General features: G+C 62.8%; 22 protein-coding genes. 7 read left to right on the top strand and 15 right to left on the bottom strand.

The genetic code is table 11. The annotated features are described in order from the left end of the window. Positions 1-6: 6 nt before the first annotated feature. The 6 genes from aroA to FHX14_RS22905 all read right to left on the bottom strand — a co-directional run bounded on the left by aroA (position 7) and on the right by FHX14_RS22905 (position 4,764). Entirely contained in the window at positions 7-1,278 is a 1,272-nt protein-coding gene (aroA, locus tag FHX14_RS22930; protein WP_183697930.1) for a 3-phosphoshikimate 1-carboxyvinyltransferase, read from the bottom strand. Positions 1,279-1,361: 83 nt separating this feature from the next. Continuing rightward, positions 1,362-1,913, bottom strand: a complete 552-nt coding sequence (locus tag FHX14_RS22925; protein WP_184378867.1) for a LemA family protein — start codon at positions 1,911-1,913, stop codon at positions 1,362-1,364. Between the two features lie 62 nt (positions 1,914-1,975). Continuing rightward, complete coding sequence (locus FHX14_RS22920; RefSeq protein WP_184378865.1) at positions 1,976-2,527, bottom strand: AAA family ATPase; 552 nt, start codon at positions 2,525-2,527, stop codon at positions 1,976-1,978. Beyond that, positions 2,524-3,480: a glycine--tRNA ligase subunit alpha gene (locus tag FHX14_RS22915; protein WP_184378863.1), complete on the bottom strand. Its 957-nt coding sequence runs from the start codon at positions 3,478-3,480 to the stop codon at positions 2,524-2,526. The genes FHX14_RS22920 and FHX14_RS22915 overlap by 4 nt, the downstream gene beginning before the upstream one ends. A 213-nt stretch (positions 3,481-3,693) precedes the next feature. Continuing rightward, positions 3,694-3,885 carry a hypothetical protein gene (locus tag FHX14_RS22910; protein ID WP_003588221.1) on the bottom strand — a complete coding sequence of 64 codons (192 nt, stop codon included), beginning with the start codon at positions 3,883-3,885 and terminating at the stop codon, positions 3,694-3,696. A gap of 18 nt (positions 3,886-3,903) precedes the next feature. Further along, on the bottom strand, positions 3,904-4,764 hold the full coding sequence (locus FHX14_RS22905; protein WP_003588223.1) for a S49 family peptidase: 861 nt from the start codon (positions 4,762-4,764) through the stop codon (positions 3,904-3,906). Between the two features lie 216 nt (positions 4,765-4,980). On the opposite strand from FHX14_RS22905, the gene FHX14_RS22900 reads away from it, so the two are divergent. Beyond that, positions 4,981-6,321: an Nramp family divalent metal transporter gene (locus FHX14_RS22900; RefSeq protein ID WP_012556753.1), complete on the top strand. Its 1,341-nt coding sequence runs from the start codon at positions 4,981-4,983 to the stop codon at positions 6,319-6,321. A 26-nt stretch (positions 6,322-6,347) separates the two neighbouring features. Here FHX14_RS22900 and FHX14_RS22895 read toward each other — a convergent pair whose 3' ends face one another. Further along, complete coding sequence (locus tag FHX14_RS22895; protein WP_012556752.1) at positions 6,348-7,124, bottom strand: methyltransferase; 777 nt, start codon at positions 7,122-7,124, stop codon at positions 6,348-6,350. A gap of 7 nt (positions 7,125-7,131) precedes the next feature. Further along, on the bottom strand, positions 7,132-7,359 hold the full coding sequence (locus FHX14_RS22890) for a DUF2007 domain-containing protein (RefSeq protein WP_012556751.1): 228 nt from the start codon (positions 7,357-7,359) through the stop codon (positions 7,132-7,134). A gap of 108 nt (positions 7,360-7,467) precedes the next feature. Between FHX14_RS22890 and FHX14_RS22885 the strand changes: the two genes are divergently transcribed. The 4 genes from FHX14_RS22885 (at position 7,468) to moaB (ending at position 11,910) form a co-directional block, all read left to right on the top strand. Continuing rightward, positions 7,468-8,484: a polyprenyl synthetase family protein gene (locus FHX14_RS22885; protein ID WP_003588228.1), complete on the top strand. Its 1,017-nt coding sequence runs from the start codon at positions 7,468-7,470 to the stop codon at positions 8,482-8,484. 133 nt (positions 8,485-8,617) lie between these two features. Beyond that, positions 8,618-10,450, top strand: coding sequence for a tetratricopeptide repeat protein (locus FHX14_RS22880; protein WP_003588229.1), 1,833 nt, complete (start codon positions 8,618-8,620; stop codon positions 10,448-10,450). 12 nt (positions 10,451-10,462) lie between these two features. After that, positions 10,463-11,359: a 4-(cytidine 5'-diphospho)-2-C-methyl-D-erythritol kinase gene (locus tag FHX14_RS22875; protein ID WP_184378861.1), complete on the top strand. Its 897-nt coding sequence runs from the start codon at positions 10,463-10,465 to the stop codon at positions 11,357-11,359. Continuing rightward, positions 11,359-11,910 (top strand): molybdenum cofactor biosynthesis protein B, encoded by a 552-nt coding sequence (gene moaB / locus FHX14_RS22870; RefSeq protein ID WP_054181432.1) that lies wholly within the window; start codon positions 11,359-11,361, stop codon positions 11,908-11,910. Before FHX14_RS22875 ends, moaB begins: the two co-directional genes overlap by 1 nt. A gap of 21 nt (positions 11,911-11,931) precedes the next feature. Here the strand turns inward: moaB and FHX14_RS22865 are convergent, their stop codons facing one another. After that, the gene (locus tag FHX14_RS22865; protein ID WP_054181431.1) at positions 11,932-12,246 is read right to left on the bottom strand and encodes a hypothetical protein; all 315 of its coding nucleotides are present in this window, start codon (positions 12,244-12,246) and stop codon (positions 11,932-11,934) included. A 340-nt stretch (positions 12,247-12,586) separates the two neighbouring features. Beyond that, entirely contained in the window at positions 12,587-13,105 is a 519-nt protein-coding gene (locus FHX14_RS22860; RefSeq protein ID WP_184378859.1) for a glycosyl transferase, read from the bottom strand. A gap of 138 nt (positions 13,106-13,243) precedes the next feature. Here FHX14_RS22860 and FHX14_RS22855 point away from each other — a divergent pair, with 138 nt between their 5' ends. Both FHX14_RS22855 and FHX14_RS22850 read left to right on the top strand, forming a co-directional pair. After that, positions 13,244-14,401 (top strand): PA0069 family radical SAM protein, encoded by a 1,158-nt coding sequence (locus FHX14_RS22855; protein WP_184378857.1) that lies wholly within the window; start codon positions 13,244-13,246, stop codon positions 14,399-14,401. Positions 14,402-14,621: 220 nt separating this feature from the next. After that, positions 14,622-15,311, top strand: a complete 690-nt coding sequence (locus FHX14_RS22850) for a ribonuclease HII (protein ID WP_183697946.1) — start codon at positions 14,622-14,624, stop codon at positions 15,309-15,311. Between the two features lie 413 nt (positions 15,312-15,724). Here FHX14_RS22850 and FHX14_RS22845 read toward each other — a convergent pair whose 3' ends face one another. From FHX14_RS22845 to FHX14_RS22825, 5 genes are all read right to left on the bottom strand, one after another. Further along, the gene (locus FHX14_RS22845; protein WP_003588236.1) at positions 15,725-16,216 is read right to left on the bottom strand and encodes a F0F1 ATP synthase subunit B; all 492 of its coding nucleotides are present in this window, start codon (positions 16,214-16,216) and stop codon (positions 15,725-15,727) included. 3 nt (positions 16,217-16,219) lie between these two features. Then, positions 16,220-16,843 (bottom strand): F0F1 ATP synthase subunit B, encoded by a 624-nt coding sequence (locus tag FHX14_RS22840; protein ID WP_012556745.1) that lies wholly within the window; start codon positions 16,841-16,843, stop codon positions 16,220-16,222. 77 nt (positions 16,844-16,920) lie between these two features. After that, complete coding sequence (locus FHX14_RS22835; protein WP_003588243.1) at positions 16,921-17,148, bottom strand: F0F1 ATP synthase subunit C; 228 nt, start codon at positions 17,146-17,148, stop codon at positions 16,921-16,923. Between the two features lie 68 nt (positions 17,149-17,216). After that, positions 17,217-17,969: a F0F1 ATP synthase subunit A gene (locus FHX14_RS22830; RefSeq protein ID WP_003584570.1), complete on the bottom strand. Its 753-nt coding sequence runs from the start codon at positions 17,967-17,969 to the stop codon at positions 17,217-17,219. Positions 17,970-18,031: 62 nt separating this feature from the next. Beyond that, positions 18,032-18,364, bottom strand: coding sequence for an AtpZ/AtpI family protein (locus FHX14_RS22825; RefSeq protein ID WP_184378855.1), 333 nt, complete (start codon positions 18,362-18,364; stop codon positions 18,032-18,034). Positions 18,365-18,388: the final 24 nt, after the last annotated feature.

The raw sequence follows: 18,388 nt of genomic DNA, 5'->3' as shown, positions 1-18,388 counted from the left end.
TTCTCCTCAACCCTTGTCTTGATATGTCACGCCGAGGGCAGCCAGCGTCCGCCAATAGGCGGGGAAGGTCTTGCCGACGCAATCGGGATCAAGAATGGTGATGCCGTCGATCTTCAGACCGGCGAGCGCGAAGCTCATGGCGATGCGATGATCTGCGAAACTGTCGATCTCGGCCGGCAAATGTTGGCCGGCGAGATCAGGATCGGAATGGACGATCAGATCGTCACCCTCCTCGACGGCCAGGCCTTCGCGGATATTGTTGAGCCCGGTGGAAAGCGCCCGGATGCGATCGCATTCTTTGACGCGCAGGTTGGCGATTCCGACGAAGCGAACCGGCGTTTCGTTGAAGGCGGCAAGTACGGCGATGGTCGGAATGGCGTCCTGCATCTGCGAGCCGTCGATTTCACCTGGCAGGTGCGGGAATTGGGCGATCGTCTCATAGGCCTTGGCATCCGGCTGAGTGAAGGCGTCGTTCGGCACACCAAGGTCGATCTTGCCGCCGGTCAGCACTTCGGCCGCCCAGAGATAGGTCGCGGCAGACGCATCCGGCTCGATGACGAAGTCGGCTGCGGTGTAGCCGGTCGGCTTGACACGCCAGGTCGCGGCATCGAGCTGTTTCACCTCGGCGCCGAAGGCCTCCATGGCGGCAAGGGTGAGGTCGACATAACCGCGGGCGCCGATCTCGGTGCCGGCAAGCGCAACGGTCACAGGCGCATTGGCGCCCTGCTTGGCAAGCGGAGCAGCCATCAGAAGGGCCGAAACATACTGGCTGGAGAGACCGGCATCGATCTCGACGCGGCCCGAAGCAAAGTGCCCATTGCCGTGCACGGTCACCGGCGGGCAGCCGGTCGGCGCCTCAGCATCCAATCCAAGTGACTTGAGTGCTGCGACCAGCGGGCCGATCGGCCGCTTGCGCATGTGCTCGTCGCCATCCACGACAACCGTGCCTTCGACCGAGGCCACCGCAGCCGTCAGAAAGCGCGTCGCCGTCCCGGCATTGCCGAGAAAGAGCGGGGCTTTCGGCGGAAGAAGCTTACCGCTGCCTGTCACCACGAAAGTCGTGTCATCGGGCTCGTCGATCTGCACACCCATCGCCCTGAGAGCATCGGCCATATATTTCGTGTCGTCGCTCTTCAAAGCGCCGGTCAGGCGGCTCGTGCCTTTGGCAAGGCCTGCCAACAGCAGCGCGCGGTTGGTGATCGACTTTGAGCCCGGCGGCATGGCCCGGCCCGAAAGCGGCTTGCCCGGCGGGATGATGGTGAGCTTGCCTTTACTCATTTCGCTTGTCTCTTCTGTCCATTGCAGCCGCCGCAAACGGCCATGTCGCACTGCTCATACCAGCTTTTGTGCAAAGACAAAGGTCAGAACTTAACCGACGGTACGGCGCGATCGGCCTCGTTGGTGATTTCAAAGTATTCCCGCTTGGCAAAACCGAACTGGCCGGCGACGAGATTGGAGGGGAAGCTTTCGACCTTGACGTTCAGGTCGCGCGCCGCGCCATTGTAATAACGCCGCGCCATCTGCAACTCGCCTTCCATAGTTTCGAGCGAGGCCTGCAGCTCGGCAAAATTCTGGTTGGCCTTGAGATCGGGATAGGCTTCGGCAAGCGCGATGACCCGGCCGAGCGCCTGGCCGAGCAGCCCTTCCGCCTGCGCCCTGCCGGCGACATCGCCCGATGGCACCGCCTGTGCCTTGTTGCGGAGCGCAACTACCTCTTCGATTGTCGACTTTTCATGGGCGGCATAACCCTTGACCGTCTCGATCAGATTCGGGATCAGATCGGCGCGACGCTTCAGTTGCACGTCGATGCCCGACCAGGCTTCTTCAGCCATCTGCCGGGAGCGAACAAGGCCGTTGTAGATGAAGACGACATAGAGTGCGACCAAAACGATGACGCCAAGCGCAATATACATCGCGAATCCCCCTGCAACGAAGTAATCTTGGTGCGAAGACTACGCAGGATTCCCAGCTGCCGTCAAACACCGATATGCGCGAGAATTCGGGCCGTCGTCTGCTCCGGCGAAAAGTCCGTCGTATCAATTTCGACGGTGTGTTCAGCCAGTCCGCGCAACAGTTTATAGTTTGCCCGAAGCTGTTGAAGCCTCGCCGTATCCGTCAGCTTGAGCGCCTCGGACCGGCCGGGGGAGATAAGGCGCCTGGCATTCTCCTCCGGCGCGCAATCGAGGAGAACCGCAACCAGATCCGCGCCCCTGGCGGCAGCCAGATCGAGATACCAGGAGCACATCGCACTATCATCCTCGTCATCCGAAAGAGCATCGGTGAAGACGAAGCTTTCAGCCGGATCGGTGCGCACGGCATGGTCGAAAACCACCCGCCTAATTTGCCCTCGCAGCGATGCATGCAGAGGGTTGCTGCGGGCGAAAAGAGCCTCTGCCGGATTGAGCAGCATGTGATTGTCGATAAGCCGGACGCCGAGCCTTTTCGCCAGCAAACGGCCGATGGTCAGCTTCCCGGTGCCTGGCCAGCCGTTGATGTGGATGATACGGCTGACAGGCTTTTGCGTCACGCCGCCTCTTTGCCCAGATTGACGCCGCCGGCGTCGGTCAGCAGGAAAGCTTCGCCGCAGGCCTTGGCCAGCGTGCGCACGCGCAGGATATAGCTCTGGCGTTCGGTGACCGAAATGACGCCGCGGGCGTCGAGCAGGTTGAAGACGTGGCTGGCCTTGATGCACTGGTCGTAGGCCGGGAAGACGCATTTGTGCAAACGCTGGTTGGCGTTGTCGGCAGGCGCGCCGGCGTCGAGCAGCGCCCGGCATTCCTTCTCGGCATCGACGAAGTGGCGATGCAGCATTTCCGTATTGGCGAATTCGAAATTATGACGGGAATATTCCTGCTCGGCCTGCAGGAAGACGTCGCCATAGCTGATCTTCTCGTCGCCTTCGCGGCCGTTGAAGTTCAGATCGTAGACATTGTCGACGCCCTGGACATACATGGCGAGGCGTTCGAGGCCATAGGTCAGCTCGCCGGCGACCGGCGCGCATTCGATGCCGCAGACCTGCTGGAAATAGGTGAACTGCGAGACTTCCATGCCATCGCACCAGCATTCCCAGCCGAGGCCCCAGGCGCCCAGCGTCGGGCTTTCCCAATCGTCCTCGACGAAACGGATGTCGTGCAGCAGCGGATCGAGGCCGATCGCCGCCAGCGAGCCGAGATAGAGCTCCTGCAGATTGGGCGGGTTCGGCTTCAGGATCACCTGGTACTGGTAATAATGCTGCAGGCGGTTCGGGTTCTCGCCGTAGCGGCCATCGGACGGGCGCCGCGACGGCTGAACATAGGCAGCCTTCCACGGCTTGGGGCCGAGCGCACGCAGCGTCGTGGCCGGGTGAAAGGTGCCGGCGCCGACTTCCATGTCGTAAGGCTGCAGCACCGCGCAACCCTTGTCCGCCCAGTAGCTATGCAGGGTCAGGATCAGCGCCTGGAAGGAGCGCTTCGGGTTCATATGGTCTGGGATAGCTGACATGACACGGCACCGATTGCATGGGGATTATCGGGGCGACAGGTGCCATGGAGGGCGGCGGGGGTCAAGGGTTTTGCGGGGGGCATGTCGAGAGACGCTACCCTGTCGCCTGCCCCGAGAGAGGTCGGTGGGGACGGAGAGCTCGCGGCTTGTCCCTTTCGCCCCGCATGCGGGGAGAAGGTGCCGGCAGGCGGATGAGGGGCAGCTAGCGACGCCCTATTCCTCATCCCGCTTCAGCCGATATTCCCCGGTGACCGGATCCTTGACCAGCGTGCCGATCGCACCGGTCTGGCGTTCCCTTTCGGCGCGGCGCGATTTTTCCGCGAGCTTGCGGGCGTCGGAGACGAAGCGGCGGTAGAGCCACCAGGCTGAGAACACCAGGACCAGGATGGTGATAAGCTGCGCCATTTCCCTCTCTTGCTCCCCTCAAAGTCCGAAGCGGCTCCACAATGCTCTTTCTTCCGCCGCTTCGACAAGCCCTGTCGCGAGGCCGGATGCAGCACTTTCGAGCGAAACCGGCGACACGCCGGGAACACGGCGGCCGAACAGGCCGCGGCCGGCGGCGACGAGCTCCAGCTTGGTCTTCTGGCCGTAGCGCCGCTTCAATTCCTGGCGCATGTCGCCGAGGCCGTCGACGAGGCCGAGTTCGAGGCCGCGCGTGCCGCTCCAGAACAGGCCTGAGAAGACCGCCGCATCGTCCCTCAGCTTGCCAGCGCGGCGCTCGCGCACCATCGAGATGAAGACCTGATGAATTTCGAGCTGCAGGCTCTTCAGATATTCAATGTCCTTTTCCTTTTCCGGCTGGAACGGATCGAGGATCACCTTGTTTTCGCCAGCGGTATAGACACGGCGCTCGACGCCGATCTTCTTCAAAAGTTCGGGAAAGCCGAAACCGCCGGAGACGACGCCGATCGAGCCGACGATCGAGGTCGAGTCGGCAATGATCTCGTCGCCGGCGAGCGCGATCATGTAGCCGCCGGAGGCGGCAACATCCTCGACGAAGACCAGGACCTTCTTCTGCTTCTCGCGGGCGAGTTCGCGAATGCGGGTGAAGATCAGGCGGGACTGGACGGGCGAACCGCCCGGCGAATTGATCGTTATGGCAACCGCCGGCGCGTCCTTCATGGCGAAGGCCTTTTCCAGAACCGGAGCGACATTGGCGAGATTGAGGGCCGGCCGAAACGGGCCGCCGCCGCTGACGATCGGCCCCTGCAATCTGACGACCGGGATGGTGATGCCGTTCTTGCGGAACCGTTTCGGCAGCAGCTTTCTCCAGAATCCGGCCATCTCTAATCCTTCGCTTTCGGGTCGCACGATCGCGTCAATGACGATCGGCATCCATGTATGCGCTGGAACGACAAACGCAATGGCCGCGTTCTCGAAAACATCGGGCCTGAAAACATTGGGGCCTGAAAACACCGGATTGATTTTCTTGTTGCGAATGACTTGCATTATCATTCTAATTCGTCATAGTGCCACTCACGACTAATAGGTGGAAATCGCATGGACGCCCTGAATCCGAATGCAAACCGCGGCTGGCGGCACGAACGCGGCGAGGCGTCGCTATCGGATGTCTACCGCACCGTCGGAACCGGGCGTCACAGCTCCAGATGGCGGCGGGCGGCGGCTTTCGCCGGACCCGGCTACATGGTCGCGGTCGGTTACATGGATCCCGGCAACTGGGCGACGTCGCTCGCCGGCGGTTCGAAATTCGGCTATGCGCTGTTGACCGTCGCGCTGCTTTCCAACCTGATGGCGATCGTGCTGCAATCGCTCTGCGCGCGTCTGGCGATCGCCTCCGGCCGCGACCTGGCGCAGGCCTGCCGCGACGCCTTCCCCAGATATGTCTCGGTGCCGCTCTGGGCCTTTGCCGAGATCGCCATCATCGCCACCGATATCGCCGAGGTGATCGGCACGGCGATCGGCCTCAACCTCTTGATGGGCATCCCGCTCGAACTCGGCGTGCTGATCACCGCGCTCGACGTCTTCGTCATTCTCTTCCTGCAGAAGCTTGGTTTCCGCTGGGTGGAAGCCTTCATCATCGCCCTGCTCGGCGTCATCGCGATCTGCTTCGGTGTGCAGATCCTGCTGGCCGACCCGCAATGGGGCGCCGTCGTCACCGGCTTCTTCCCGACGACGGAGATCGTCACCAATCCGGAGATGCTCTATCTGGCGCTCGGCATTCTCGGTGCAACCGTCATGCCGCACAATCTCTACCTTCACTCCGGCATCGTTCAGACGCGGGCCTATGGCCACACCGTTCCCGAAAAGAAGGAGGCGCTGACCTTTGCGACGATCGACTCGACGGTGGCTCTGTGCTTCGCGCTGCTGATCAACGCCTCGATCCTGATCCTGGCCGCTGCCGCCTTCAATGCAAACGGCAAAACCGATGTCGTCGAACTCGGCGACGCCTATTCGCTGCTGTCGCCGCTGCTGGGGCTCGCCATCGCGCCGACGCTGTTCGGCATTGCGCTGCTCTGCTGCGGCCTCAACTCGACGGTGACGGCAACGCTTGCCGGCCAGATCGTCATGGAAGGCTTCCTGAAGATCCGGCTGAAGCCGTGGATACGGCGGCTGATCACCCGCGCCATCGCCATCGTGCCGGCGGCAATCGTCACCATCTGGTATGGCGACAAAGGCACGGCCGAGCTGTTGATCCTCACCCAGGTGGTGCTCAGCCTGCAGCTTTCCTTCGCCGTCTTCCCGCTCGTGATGTTCACCGCCAACAAGGCCAAGATGGGCGAGCTCGTGGCGCCGCGCTGGCTGAGCGGCATTGCCTATCTGATCGCGATCGTGATTGCCGGCCTGAACGTCAAGCTGCTCTTCGACTTCGTCACCGGCTAAAGCAATCGCGCGGAAACTGAACCGGCCTAAAGCCGGGCATAGGCCGCCCGGCCATTGTTGAAATCATCGACGAGAGGGGAGAACTTGTGGCTCCCCTCTTCGTGCATGATCAGCGGTGCGCGCAGCGACAGCCGCGCCCGCGAGCCCTTGATACCAGTCACCAGGATACGCACGGCGTTTTCACCCTGTCGCGGATGGATGGCGGTGATTTCGATGCCGCCGAAGCGCCGGCCGCAGGCGGCAATGATCTCGGCGATCGACTGGGGTCTGGCGATCAGCGACAATTGCCCGCCCGGGATCATGATCGCACCCGCCGTGCGGATCCAGCTTTCGAACAGGCCGTCGGTCATCGCATGGGCTTCGGCCTTCAGCGCATCCGGCGTGCGCCGGTCGCCCACATGGTTGAAGGGCGGGTTCATGATGACGTGGTGGAAACTCTCATCGATCAGGCCGGCATCGTTGCGCGCCTTGGCGGTCAGCGTCACATCGGCTTCGATAACGCCGACGCGGGCCGCGAGATGCGCATTTTCGGGCAGGAGGATGCTGCGGCGGGCGTAATCGGCCATTTCGGCCGAGCGCTCGAACAGCACCACCTCCGCCTGGGCAAGCCGCGAGGCGACGGCAAGGCCGGCTGCACCGGCGCCGGCGCCGAGATCGGCGACCCTGACCGGACGGTCGTCGGCAACAAGGGCGGCAAGCAGCATCGCATCCATGCCGGAGCGATGACCCCTGCCGCTTGGCTGCACCACATGGAAGGCGCCGCGATGGAAGGCATCGATGGTTTGGGCGGGCTCGCCGGTCATCCCTTCCTCACGTCCTGTCGCGCAATTCGTCGCCGAGGCCGGCATCGATCAGGATGCGGCGGGCCTGATCGGCCATCTCCTCATCGACCAGCAGACGGCGCGGCAGCATGCCGAGCGAACCTTCCAGCACGCTCATGCCCTGATCGGCGATGAAGCAGTGAATTCCGGCATCCTTCATCAAGCTCTCGGCAAAGGAGAGCAGAACGGCGTCGTTGGCGCGGATAAGTTCATGCATTTGCCGTCGTTTTCCTTCCAATTTCGCCTTGCGCGACAATTCACCCCTTGCCGCGTCCATCGCCCCTTTCTATTGTCAGATGCAAAGAATGAACAGGAGTCCGGGTCGTTGGGCGTGGTCATACCGCTTGAAGAAAGCAAAAACAAACTGGCATCCATCAAGCCATTGGTCGATCTCACCAGGGCGGATATGGAGCGGGTGAACCAGCTCATTCTGTCCAAGGCCGGCTCCGACGTGCAGATGATCCCCGAAGTGGCGAACCATCTGATCTCCTCAGGCGGCAAGCGGCTGCGGCCGATGCTGACGCTGGCGGCCGCCTCGCTGTTTGACTACCGCGGCGAAAACCACGTCAAGCTCGCCACCTCGGTCGAGTTCATGCACACGGCAACCCTGCTGCATGACGACGTCGTCGACGAAAGCGACCTGCGCCGCGGCAAATCGACAGCGCGGATGATCTGGGGCAACCAGGCAAGCGTGCTGGTCGGCGACTTCCTGCTCGGCCAGGCCTTCCGCATGATGGTCGATGTCGGCTCGCTCGATGCGCTCGACGTGCTGTCTTCCGCCGCCTGCATCATTGCCGAAGGCGAGGTGCTGCAGCTTTCCGTCGCCAAGAACATGGAGACGACGGAGGACGATTATCTCTCGGTCATCCGCGCCAAGACGGCGGCGCTGTTTGCCGCCGCCGCCGAAGTCGGGCCGATCGTCGCCGAGGCCGGCAAATCCGGCCGCAACGCGCTGAAATCCTACGGCATGAATCTGGGGCTCGCCTTCCAGCTGGTCGACGATGCGCTCGATTACGGCGGCAAGGCGGCCGATCTCGGCAAGAATGTCGGCGACGATTTCCGCGAGGGCAAGATTACCCTGCCGGTCATTCTCGCCTATCGCCGCGGCACCGAGGACGAGCGCGCCTTCTGGCGCGATGCGATCGAAGCCGGCAACAGCACCGATGCCAACCTCGAAAAAGCGCTGGGGCTGATCACCAAATACGGCACGCTTTCCGACACGATCGGCCGGGCGGTCCATTACGGCACGATCGCACGGGATGCGCTGGCGCCGCTGCCCGATACGGTCTGGAAATCCTCCCTGATGGAAGTGATCGACTTCTGCATCGAGCGCGTCAATTGATCAAACGTCCTTGATCTTAGGCTGAATTTCTTGCGGCGCCGCTTCAAAAAAGCCATCCTGTTATGAATCAGTGAACACAACTGGTTTTGCGACCGGCACCATTGTCGGGACGCTGTCGAAGAAAGGTTTCCTAATGCGGCAGAGAATTGCCATCCGTCTTCTTACAAGCGCAGCGCTTGCCGCTGTCCTTTCGCTGGGCGGTGTCGGCGGCGCGAATGCCGAGGATGCGGCCAAGCCGAGCGATGTGGCGAAGACCGATAGCTTCGATGCCGATAGCGTTACCACCTTCTCCGGCGCCTTCCTTGCGGCGCGCACGGCCGATGTCGATCATGACTACGAGACGGCGATCGAACTCTACAAGAAGGCGCTGCAGATCGAGCCCGGCAATCCCGAGATCCGCCAGCGGCTGATGATCTCGCTGCTGCTCAATGGCGACATCAAGGACGGCGTCAAATATGCCAACGACCTGAAGGGCGATCCCTCTGTCGAGCGCATTACCACGATCGTGCGCGGCATGGATGCCGTGCGCCGCGACGATTACAAGACCGCCGAGAGCATTCTCAAATATAACGGGCCGAACGATCTCGACCGGATGATGAACGACCTGCTGCTCGCCTGGGCCCGCGTCGGCGCCGGCCGCGGCAAGGAAGCGCTCGCCATGGTCGAGAAGATGAAGGGGCCGGACTGGGTCCGCATCTTCCAGAATTATAATGCTGGCGCGATCGCCATCGCCACCGGTGACGTAAAATCCGCCCGGAAGCATCTGAACGACGCCGTGCTCGACAAGGAGGGAGGTGCGACCGCACCCGACACCTTCATGCGCGCGGTGATGGCGCTTGCCCGTCTAGAAGCGACACAAGGCAATAAGCAGAAGGCGCTCGACGCCGTTTCCGTCGGCGACAACCTGCTGCCGAACTACGCGCCGCTGAACGCGTTGCGCGACAGTATCGAAAAAGACGAGAAGCAAGAGCAGCAGGTCAAGACGGCCGAAGAAGGCGCTGCCGGCGTGCTGTTTTCGGTCGGCGGCGCGCTGAACCGCGACGGCGCCGAGGACATCGTCTCGCTTTACCTGCAGACCGCCAATGCGCTCGACCCGAACAGCGCCGATACGCTGGTGCTGCTCGGCGGCATCGCCGAGAAGCAGAACCAGATGGACCGCGCCATTGCGCTCTACAAGAAGGTGCCGGAGAATTCGCCGATGCGGCGCATCTCCGAGCTGCAGCTCGGCCTTGCCCTTGCCCAGGGCGGCAAGGTGGACGAGGCGCGCAAGCACCTGCAGGCGCTGATCGCTTCCGACCCGAAGGACATCCGCAGCTATCTCGCCTATGGCAGCGTGCTCTCCGACGCCAAGGACTACGAGGCGATGGCGGCCAATTACGACAAGGCCGTCGACGCGATTGGCCCGATTCCCGGCCGCGCCAACTGGAGCGTCTTCTTCCAGCGCGGCATCGCTTATGAGCGGCTGAAGAAGTGGGACCAGGCGGAGCCGAATTTCCGCAAGGCCCTCGAACTCAATCCCGACCAGCCGCAGGTGCTGAACTATCTCGGCTATTCCTGGATCGACATGAACCGTAACCTCGATGAAGGTCTCGGCATGATCAAGAAGGCCGTCGACCTTCGCCCCGACGACGGCTACATCATCGATTCGCTCGGCTGGGCCTATTTCCGCCTCAACCGTTTCGACGATGCCGTCGACGAATTGGAGCGGGCAGCCCAGATCAAGGCCGGCGACGCGACGATCAACGACCATCTGGGTGACGCCTACTGGCGCGTCGGCCGCAAGCTCGAGGCCGTCTATCAGTGGAACCGGGCGCTCGCCTCCGAGCCGGAAGCCGCCGAGATCCCGAAGATCAAGGACAAGGTCGCCAATGGCCTGCCCGCCGTCAGCGACGATGCCAAGGCGGCCGACAAGAAGCAGCCGGATCCGGCCCCGGTCACGCCGCCGCCGGTCGACAAGAAATCCTGACGGACGACAAACATGCCTGAAGCGGGCCTGGCCGAGGCTTTCGGCGTCACCGAAGAGGCGCGCGCAAAGATCAATCTCGCTTTGCATGTGACAGGCCAGCGGGCAGATGGCTATCATCTGCTCGACATGCTGGTGACCTTTGCCGATTGCGGCGACCGGCTGGGCTTCCTGCCTGCCCAGACCGACGCCTTCACCCTGTCGGGTCGCTTCGGCGAGATGCTGGCCGGCGACGGCGGCACCAATCTGGTGCTGCGGGCGCGCGATCTCCTGCGCGAGCAGTTCGGCGCCCTCGCCTTCCCCGTCCATATCCACCTGCAAAAGAACCTGCCTGTTGCCTCCGGCATCGGCGGCGGCTCGGCCGATGCGGCCGCGGCGCTGCGCGGGCTGATGCGGCTCTGGGGCATGAGCCTGCCGGTGGAGGCGCTTGCCAGTCTGGCGCTGAAGCTCGGCGCCGACGTGCCGATGTGCCTTGAAAGCCGGCCACTGATTGCCCGCGGCATCGGTGAGGAGATCGAGGCCGTGGCTGATCTGCCGGCCTTTGCCATGGTGCTTGCCAATCCGCTGAAGGGTATGTCGACGCCCGAGGTGTTCCGTCGGCTGACAACGAAGAACAATCCGGCCCTGAGCCTGGCGCCCGGTCTATCCGGGAGTGCCGGCTGGCTGGCAGTGATCGATGCCGCCCGCAATGACCTGGAACCGCCGGCGCGCCAGCTGGTGCCCGAGATTGCGGTCATCTCGGCGATGCTGCAGGCCCGCGGCGCGCCTTTGACCCGCATGTCCGGCTCCGGCGCCACCTGTTTCGGGATCTTTGCGAGCATGGCTGAGGCGCAAGAGGCGGCGGCAGCCCTTCACGGCGAGCGGCCCGACTGGTATTTCCAGGCGACGGAAACGGTTTCGGGAGGCATGTGATGGCAGGTCTGGACGACAAGCGGCCCTTCATCGCCGTCGGCATTGCGGTTCTCACCGTCTCGGATACGCGCACGCCGGAAACGGACAAGTCAGGCGACACGCTGGCGGCGCGAATCACCGAGGCGGGCCACCGGCTGGTCGACCGGGCGATCGTGCCCGATGATCGCGAGAAAATCGCCGCCCGGGTGAAGGCCTGGACCGAGCTAGATGAGATCGACGTCGTCATCACCACTGGCGGCACCGGCTTTACCGGCCGCGATGTGACGCCCGAGGCGCTGGAGCCTTTGTTCGAAAAACGCATGGACGGCTTTTCCGCCATCTTCCACCGGATCTCCTACGAGAAGATCGGCACGGCGACGATCCAGTCGCGCGCCACGGCAGGCGTTGCCAACGCCACCTTCATCTTCGCGCTGCCGGGGTCGCCCGGCGCCTGCCGGGATGCCTGGGACGGCATTTTGAAAGCACAGCTCGACTACCGCAGCCTGCCCTGCAATTTCGTCGAGATCATGCCGCGTCTGGACGAACACCTGAAACGCGGCGCCAAGACATAGTCTGCTTGCCGCTGGCATTGGCTATGTGGCAAGCCCCGGCAGAGTGGGCATCGTTTCCCAGCTGTCACCCGACAGCAGAATGCAGCTTATGCCGTGAACATCCGTGACCACGAGCGTCCAGGTGCCGCTTTCGGCGGCATAGACCTCGAGAACGGCGTTCTCGTTGACCAGTCCGACCGCTGTCAGCTTTTCAGCGAAGTTCTTGTCCAGGAAATTGACGACCTCGGATCGGCCTGCGCAACTGAGCATCGTCTGTGATGCTGCCGAATGCGGATGCGCGATCACCAATGTCGGCAATATGACGGCCAGCAGGCCGTAAGCCATATCGCGTACCATGACGCACCTCCTTCCGCCGGGAACCCGGCAGAAGAGGAGATTGTCGCCGACCTGTTCTGCCGTCCACCGGCATTCATGGCCATCCGTTGCGAAGCGAGGCGCTTCGACGGCGCCATGGCGGAATTATAGCGCAAAATCCGATTGGGCGCCATCTTTGTGCGATCGTGAGCGCGTGATCACTGCTGGCTGCCCCTCATCCGGCTGCCGCCACCTTCTCCCCGTAAACGGGGCGAAGGGGAATAGCCGCAACCTCTCCGTCCCTCGCCAACATCTCGCAGGGCAAGTCCCCTCGCCCCGTTTACGGGGAGAGGGTTAGGGGTGAGGGGCAGTTTCTCGTGTTCTACCGCGCAGCGCGCGCCACCCAGGCGGGGATCAGTTCGCTTGAGAGCTTGCGCAGCTTGCGGCTCTTGACGAATTCGGCCAGCCGCATGCCGCTCGTGGCGGCGGCGAGCGCCTCGCTCTTCGGCATCAGCAAACCGAGCTCCAGCGGAGGGACGGCGCGACCGAGGCGCTGGAAAAACGGGCGCCGGTAGCCGCGCGAGGCGGTGAAGCGCGCCGGCAGCTTGTTCAGCGCCATATATTCGGCGATCTCGTCGATCCAGCCGGCCTGAGGCCGTGCGCCGGGTTCGACGAAGAGCAGCCATTCGCCGCGGGCGGAGCGGACGATGTCCTTGATATCCCACTGCGAATAAAACCGGCAGCCGGCGGCGTCGGCGACCCGCGAGCTGCCGTCGCGCGAGCCGTGATCGAGCACGACCACATCGCTGACGAGCCCCTCCACCGCGCCTGCCACCAATACCGATAAAGTCTGGGCCAGCTCAGCTTCCTGATCCTGACATTCGAGAACAACCGTCAACATTGCCCATTCATAATGCGCCGCACAAATTATTGCCAGCGGCGTTTTCCGCATTTTGTTCTTGCATTGTTCTTGTTTTGCGGATAGGAATTTAATCATCAAAACGGGCGGAAGCGATGGCTTTTGCCGCGGGAGAATCCGATGAGAGAGCAGTCCCTGGCAGGGCAGGCCGCATTTGCGCCTGCCAATACGGCAGATATTGCCGATGCGATGATCGTATCCTCCGGGCTGCGGATCGAGGTCGATAGGCGTCGTGGGCGCGGGGCGGGATTGAACCCGACAGGCAGATTCGAGGCGTTGCAGCGCGAGACCTTCGACGATGGCTGGCAGACGCTGGAAGAGCTGCCGCCGTTCAAGACGGACGTGCAGATCGAGAAGCCGCGCACGGCCATTACCCGCAACGAATCGCCTGACATTGGCTTCGATCGCTCGATCAACCCCTATCGCGGCTGCGAGCATGGCTGCATCTATTGTTTCGCCCGGCCGACGCACGCCTATATGGGGCTTTCGGCGGGGCTCGATTTCGAGACGAAACTCTTCGCCAAGCCGGATGCGGCAAAGCTGCTGGAGCGGGAGCTTGCCAAGCCGGGCTATAAGGTGCGGGCGATCGCGATCGGCACCAATACCGACCCCTATCAGCCGATCGAAAAGGAATGGCGCATCATGCGCAGCATTCTCGAGGTCTTGAACAAGGCGAACCATCCAGTATCGATCGTCACCAAGTCGGCGATGATCCTGCGGGATCTCGACATTCTGCAGGAGATGGCGGCGAAGAACCTGGTGCGCGTCGGTATCTCCGTCACCACGCTCGACCGCAAGCTTGCCCGGACGATGGAGCCGCGCGCCGCCACGCCGCCGCGCCGGCTGGAGACCATTCACACCCTGTCGGAAGCCGGCATCCAGACGGCGGTGATGGCCGCCCCGCTCATTCCGGCGCTGAACGATCACGAGCTGGAGCGCATCCTCGAATCGGCCAAGGCTGCCGGCGCCGCCGAGGCGAGTTATGTCATCCTGAGACTGCCGCTCGAGGTCAGCCCGCTCTTCCGCGACTGGCTGCTGCAGCATTATCCCGATCGCTACCGGCATGTGATGTCGCTGGTGCGCTCGATGCGCGGCGGCAAGGATTATGATGCCGAATTCGGCAAACGCATGAAGGGCGCCGGTCCCTATGCCTGGCAGATCGCCCGGCGGTTTGAAATGGCCGCCCGACGTTTCGGTCTGACGCGGCGCGGCATGCCGCTACGCGACGACCTGTTCGTGCCGCCGGATGGCAGCGGCGTGCAGCTGTCGCTGCTCTAGGCTTTGTTCTTACGCAGTTCCGGACGGAAAACCGCAAAGCACTTTTCCTGGAATTGTTTGAAGCTTGCGCATCGGCCCATCGAAAAACCGCCCTGATTTCGAGCCCGAGCGCAATTCCTGCGGATGGCCCTGACCGCCACCATCCGCCGGACCCGGTCCCCGACCGCCGCCCTGATCGGGGACTTGCGGGCAATCGGGTTGGCGTGCGAGGTTCAGCCGCATGAAACCTCGCACGCCACCCGATTCTCCCCAGCTGTTCCAAGCGGCCCCTCTGGTGCCGGATTTCCGGCTGGAGCTCAAAGCCCGCAAGGCCGGCCACTGGCCGGTGGCCGGCGCCGACGAGGCAGGCCGCGGGCCGCTGGCCGGGCCGGTCGTCGCTGCCGCCGTCATTCTCGATCCGAAGCGCATCCCGGAGGGGCTGAACGATTCCAAGCAGCTTTCGGCGCAACGGCGCGAGGAATTGTTCGTGCAGATCCTGGCGACCGCCACCGTCTCGATCGCCTCATCCAGCTCGACGCGGATCGACGAGACCGATATCCGCAAGGCGAGCCTCGACGCCATGCGCCGCGCCATCTGCAGCCTCGCCATTCCGGCAAGCTACGTGCTGACCGACGGGCTCGACGTGCCGCCCGGCCTTGACTGCCCCGGACAGGCGGTGGTCAAGGGCGATGCCCGCTCGGTCTCGATCGCCGCCGCCTCGATCGTCGCCAAGGTGACACGTGACCGAATGATGGCGCGGGCTCATCACGTATTTCCGGATTACGGCTTTGCCGCCCATGTCGGCTACGGCACGGCGCAGCACCGCGCCGGCATCGAAAAGCTCGGCCCCTGCTCCCTGCACCGGATGAGTTTTCGGCCGCTGCGCAAGGTCGAGGATGGTCCTCAGATGGACGAGCTGATCTCGGAATAGGTCGCCCAAAGAAAACCAGGCAATGAGAAGCCGGACGAGCACCGAAAGAGGCGCGTGGAAAAGAGAGGCCGCGGCATATTCTCTTCTCCCCGGCGGGGAGAAGGTGCCGGCAGGCGGATGAGGGGGCCGCACGGCACGTCCTCACGGAAAACCTATCCGCCACGCCAGCGCTAACCCCGCGCGCCACCGCCCTGAATCAGTCGATATAAGAGCGCAACGGTCGAAGCCCTCATCGGTTTTATTCGGAAAGACCGGCATTCCCGGCCCCCTCATCCGCCCTACGGGCACCTTCTCCCCGAGGGGAGAAGAGGGAATCGAGAGGGAGCGGCATGCCCTCGAACCGAGATTGAGTATTCACCAAAGACAAAAGGCCGGGACATGCCCGGCCTTTTCATCATACCAAACGATACCGCTCAGTTGAGCCGTGTCTTGACCTGGCCGATGGCATTGCCGAAGAGTTCGGACTGGACCTTGCCGTCCGCCTGCTTGGCGAGCACCGTTTCGGCGGCCGCGATTGCGAGATCGACGGCGGCGGAACGGACCGCCTTCATCGCCTCGACCTCGGCCTGCTTGATCTTCTGCTCGGAAAGCGCCGTGCGGTTGGCGACGAATTCTTCCGTCTTCTTCTTCGCCTCGGCGGTCAGCATCTGGGCTTCACGCTCGGCAGCGGCAACGATGTGGGCCGCTTCGGCTTCCGCTTCCTTGCGCTTGCGCTGGTATTCGGCGAGCAGGTGCTGAGCCTCTTCGCGCAGACGCTTGGCTTCGGCCAATTCGTTGCGGATCTGGTCGGCGCGATCGTCGAGCGACCGTGCCATCATGCCCGGAACCTTCAGGTAAACGACCAGTGCCAGGAAGAGGACGAGGCCGACAAAGGCGAAGAAAGTCGCATCAAAGTGAAATTCCATCGATCAAGCCTCCTTCTTGGCGGCCGCGACGGCGGCGGCGACATCTGCCTGAGCAGCGGTGCCGCCGATCAGCTGTTCCACGACGGCAGCCGCCGTTTCCTCGGCAATGGTGCCGACGTCGGCGAAGGCCTTCGCCTTGATGTCGGCGATACGGACTTCAGCAGCCTTGATCTTTTCCGACAGGCTCGCCTCGACAGCGCGGCGATCCTCTTCGGCCTTGAGCTTGGCGGCGTCGCGTGCGGCAGCGCCGATCGCATTCGACTTGGCGCGGGCAGCCGCCAGTTCGCCTTCATAGGTCTGGACGGCAGCGTCGGCTTCCGCCTTCAGGCGGCCGGCTTCTTCCAGATCCTGGGAGAGGCGCGTGTGGCGCTGATCGAGGATGGCCCCGATGCGCGGCGCGATGACCTTTTGCATAAGGAGGTAAAAGACGCTGAACGTAATCACCAGCCACAGCAGCTGGGATGCGTAGGTCGTCGAATCGAAAGGCGGGAACGGGCCGCGGGCGTGTTCGCCTTCGGCAACACCGGTCTCGGTATGGACCTCGCCTGCGGCCGGAGCGGCGTGCGCATCCGTGCCGGTCGCTGCCGCCGGTGCTTCTTCAGCGTAAGCCGGGGTCACAAAAAACATGCTCACCTCCAGGTGGACTGCAAATGCAAAGGATCACGGCGTGCGATCGCAGGCCGTGATCCATCTATTCGCCGATATCAGACGGCGAAGAGGAGGAGGAGAGCGACGAGCAGCGAGAAGATGCCCAGAGCTTCCGTAACGGCGAAGCCGAATACCAGACGGCCGAACTGGCTGTCAGCGGCAGACGGATTGCGCAGAGCGCCGGACAGGTAGCTGCCGAAGATGTTGCCGAGGCCGAGAGCCGTACCGGCCATACCAAAGCAAGCCAGGCCTGCACCGATGAACTTTGCTGCTTCCGCTTCCATGTTGAACTCCTTTGAAATGGTTGTTGCGGCGAATGACTGACGCCCTGGAGACGTCGTTGTCGTTATCCTTAGTGCCCGCCCGGATGGATTGCGTCGTTGAGGTACATGCAAGTCAGCACCGCAAAGACGTAAGCCTGAAGGAAGGCGACGAGGAACTCGAGACCGGTCAGGGCGACGGTCATGATGAGGGGAAGAACTGCGCCGCCGACACCGACCGCACCGAGGGCTCCAAGCGAGGCGACGAAGCCTGCGAACACCTTCAGCGTGATATGACCGGCGAGCATGTTGGCGAAAAGACGAACGGAGAGCGAAATCGGACGGGACAGGAAGGAAATGATTTCGATCGAGACGACCAGCGGCAGCAATATGCCCGGCACGCCCGAGGGCACGAAGACATTCAGGAAGTGGAAGCCGTGCTTATAGAAACCGTAGACGAGAACCGTGCCGATGACGAGGATCGCCAGCGCGAAGGTGACGATGATCTGGCTGGTGATCGTGAAGAAATACGGGAACATGCCGAGCAGGTTCGCCGTCAGCACGAACATGAAGAGCGAGAAGACCAGCGGGAAGAACTTCATCCCCTGCTTGCCCGCGCCTTCCTTCAGCATGTTGGCGATGAATTCATAGGACATTTCCGCAACCGACTGCGAACGGCCCGGCACGATGGCGCGGTTCGAGGTCGCGAAATAGAGGAAGCCGACGGCCACGGCAGCGGACGCTGCCATGAAGAGCGATGCGTTGGTGAACGAAAAATCAATTCCGCCGATTTCGATCGGCACAATCTTGAAGATCTGGAACTGATGAGTCGGATCGTTGGACACCGCTGTTCTCTCTCTTTGGCCCGCAGGACGCGGGGTCATTGCACTGGACCGGGAACCGGTCCTTATTTCTTGTCGTCATCAAGGGGATGGGCCACCACCCCCGCAGAACGCAGCACGTTCAGAACGCCGGCACAGAATCCGAGAAGCAGAAGAACAATCATCCCCCAAGGCGCCGTGCCAACAAAACGGTCGAGAACATAGCCAAGAACGGCACCGACGATGATCGCGGCAATGAACTCGCTGGAAAGCTTCATCGCCTGGGCATAACCTTTGCGGCTTACCTCGGCTCGGGCCTCGCTTGCATGTTCCACTCCCGCCTCAGCGCGCTTGGTCGCGAGTTCCGCTCCCAGTTGCGCACGGCGCTTCTCAAGACTTTCCTCGCGGTCATCCGCCATGGATCTCTCCTCACCTGCCCGTCG

It is taken from the genome of Rhizobium sp. BK619 (assembly GCF_014195245.1).
Lineage (GTDB): Bacteria > Pseudomonadota > Alphaproteobacteria > Rhizobiales > Rhizobiaceae > Rhizobium > Rhizobium acidisoli.
Note: the sequence above shows the minus strand (reverse complement) of the source record. Positions and strands in the feature narration are given on the sequence as shown.

Bases quoted from the DNA above. Each gene is read 5' to 3' on its own strand.
- FHX14_RS22825 (WP_184378855.1), bottom strand. From the start codon at position 18,364: ATGGCGGATGACCGCGAGGAAAGTCTTGAGAAGCGCCGTGCGCAACTG.
- FHX14_RS22880 (WP_003588229.1), top strand. From the start codon at position 8,618: ATGCGGCAGAGAATTGCCATCCGTCTTCTTACAAGCGCAGCGCTTGCC.
- FHX14_RS22850 (WP_183697946.1), top strand. From the start codon at position 14,622: ATGAAACCTCGCACGCCACCCGATTCTCCCCAGCTGTTCCAAGCGGCC.
- FHX14_RS22840 (WP_012556745.1), bottom strand. From the start codon at position 16,843: ATGTTTTTTGTGACCCCGGCTTACGCTGAAGAAGCACCGGCGGCAGCG.
- FHX14_RS22900 (WP_012556753.1), top strand. From the start codon at position 4,981: ATGGACGCCCTGAATCCGAATGCAAACCGCGGCTGGCGGCACGAACGC.
- moaB (WP_054181432.1), top strand. From the start codon at position 11,359: ATGGCAGGTCTGGACGACAAGCGGCCCTTCATCGCCGTCGGCATTGCG.
- FHX14_RS22910 (WP_003588221.1), bottom strand. From the start codon at position 3,885: ATGGCGCAGCTTATCACCATCCTGGTCCTGGTGTTCTCAGCCTGGTGG.
- FHX14_RS22865 (WP_054181431.1), bottom strand. From the start codon at position 12,246: ATGGTACGCGATATGGCTTACGGCCTGCTGGCCGTCATATTGCCGACA.
- FHX14_RS22925 (WP_184378867.1), bottom strand. From the start codon at position 1,913: ATGTATATTGCGCTTGGCGTCATCGTTTTGGTCGCACTCTATGTCGTC.
- FHX14_RS22835 (WP_003588243.1), bottom strand. From the start codon at position 17,148: ATGGAAGCGGAAGCAGCAAAGTTCATCGGTGCAGGCCTGGCTTGCTTT.
- FHX14_RS22915 (WP_184378863.1), bottom strand. From the start codon at position 3,480: ATGTCAGCTATCCCAGACCATATGAACCCGAAGCGCTCCTTCCAGGCG.
- aroA (WP_183697930.1), bottom strand. From the start codon at position 1,278: ATGAGTAAAGGCAAGCTCACCATCATCCCGCCGGGCAAGCCGCTTTCG.
- FHX14_RS22895 (WP_012556752.1), bottom strand. From the start codon at position 7,124: ATGACCGGCGAGCCCGCCCAAACCATCGATGCCTTCCATCGCGGCGCC.
- FHX14_RS22855 (WP_184378857.1), top strand. From the start codon at position 13,244: ATGAGAGAGCAGTCCCTGGCAGGGCAGGCCGCATTTGCGCCTGCCAAT.
- FHX14_RS22845 (WP_003588236.1), bottom strand. From the start codon at position 16,216: ATGGAATTTCACTTTGATGCGACTTTCTTCGCCTTTGTCGGCCTCGTC.
- FHX14_RS22860 (WP_184378859.1), bottom strand. From the start codon at position 13,105: ATGTTGACGGTTGTTCTCGAATGTCAGGATCAGGAAGCTGAGCTGGCC.
- FHX14_RS22875 (WP_184378861.1), top strand. From the start codon at position 10,463: ATGCCTGAAGCGGGCCTGGCCGAGGCTTTCGGCGTCACCGAAGAGGCG.
- FHX14_RS22905 (WP_003588223.1), bottom strand. From the start codon at position 4,764: ATGGCCGGATTCTGGAGAAAGCTGCTGCCGAAACGGTTCCGCAAGAAC.
- FHX14_RS22890 (WP_012556751.1), bottom strand. From the start codon at position 7,359: ATGCATGAACTTATCCGCGCCAACGACGCCGTTCTGCTCTCCTTTGCC.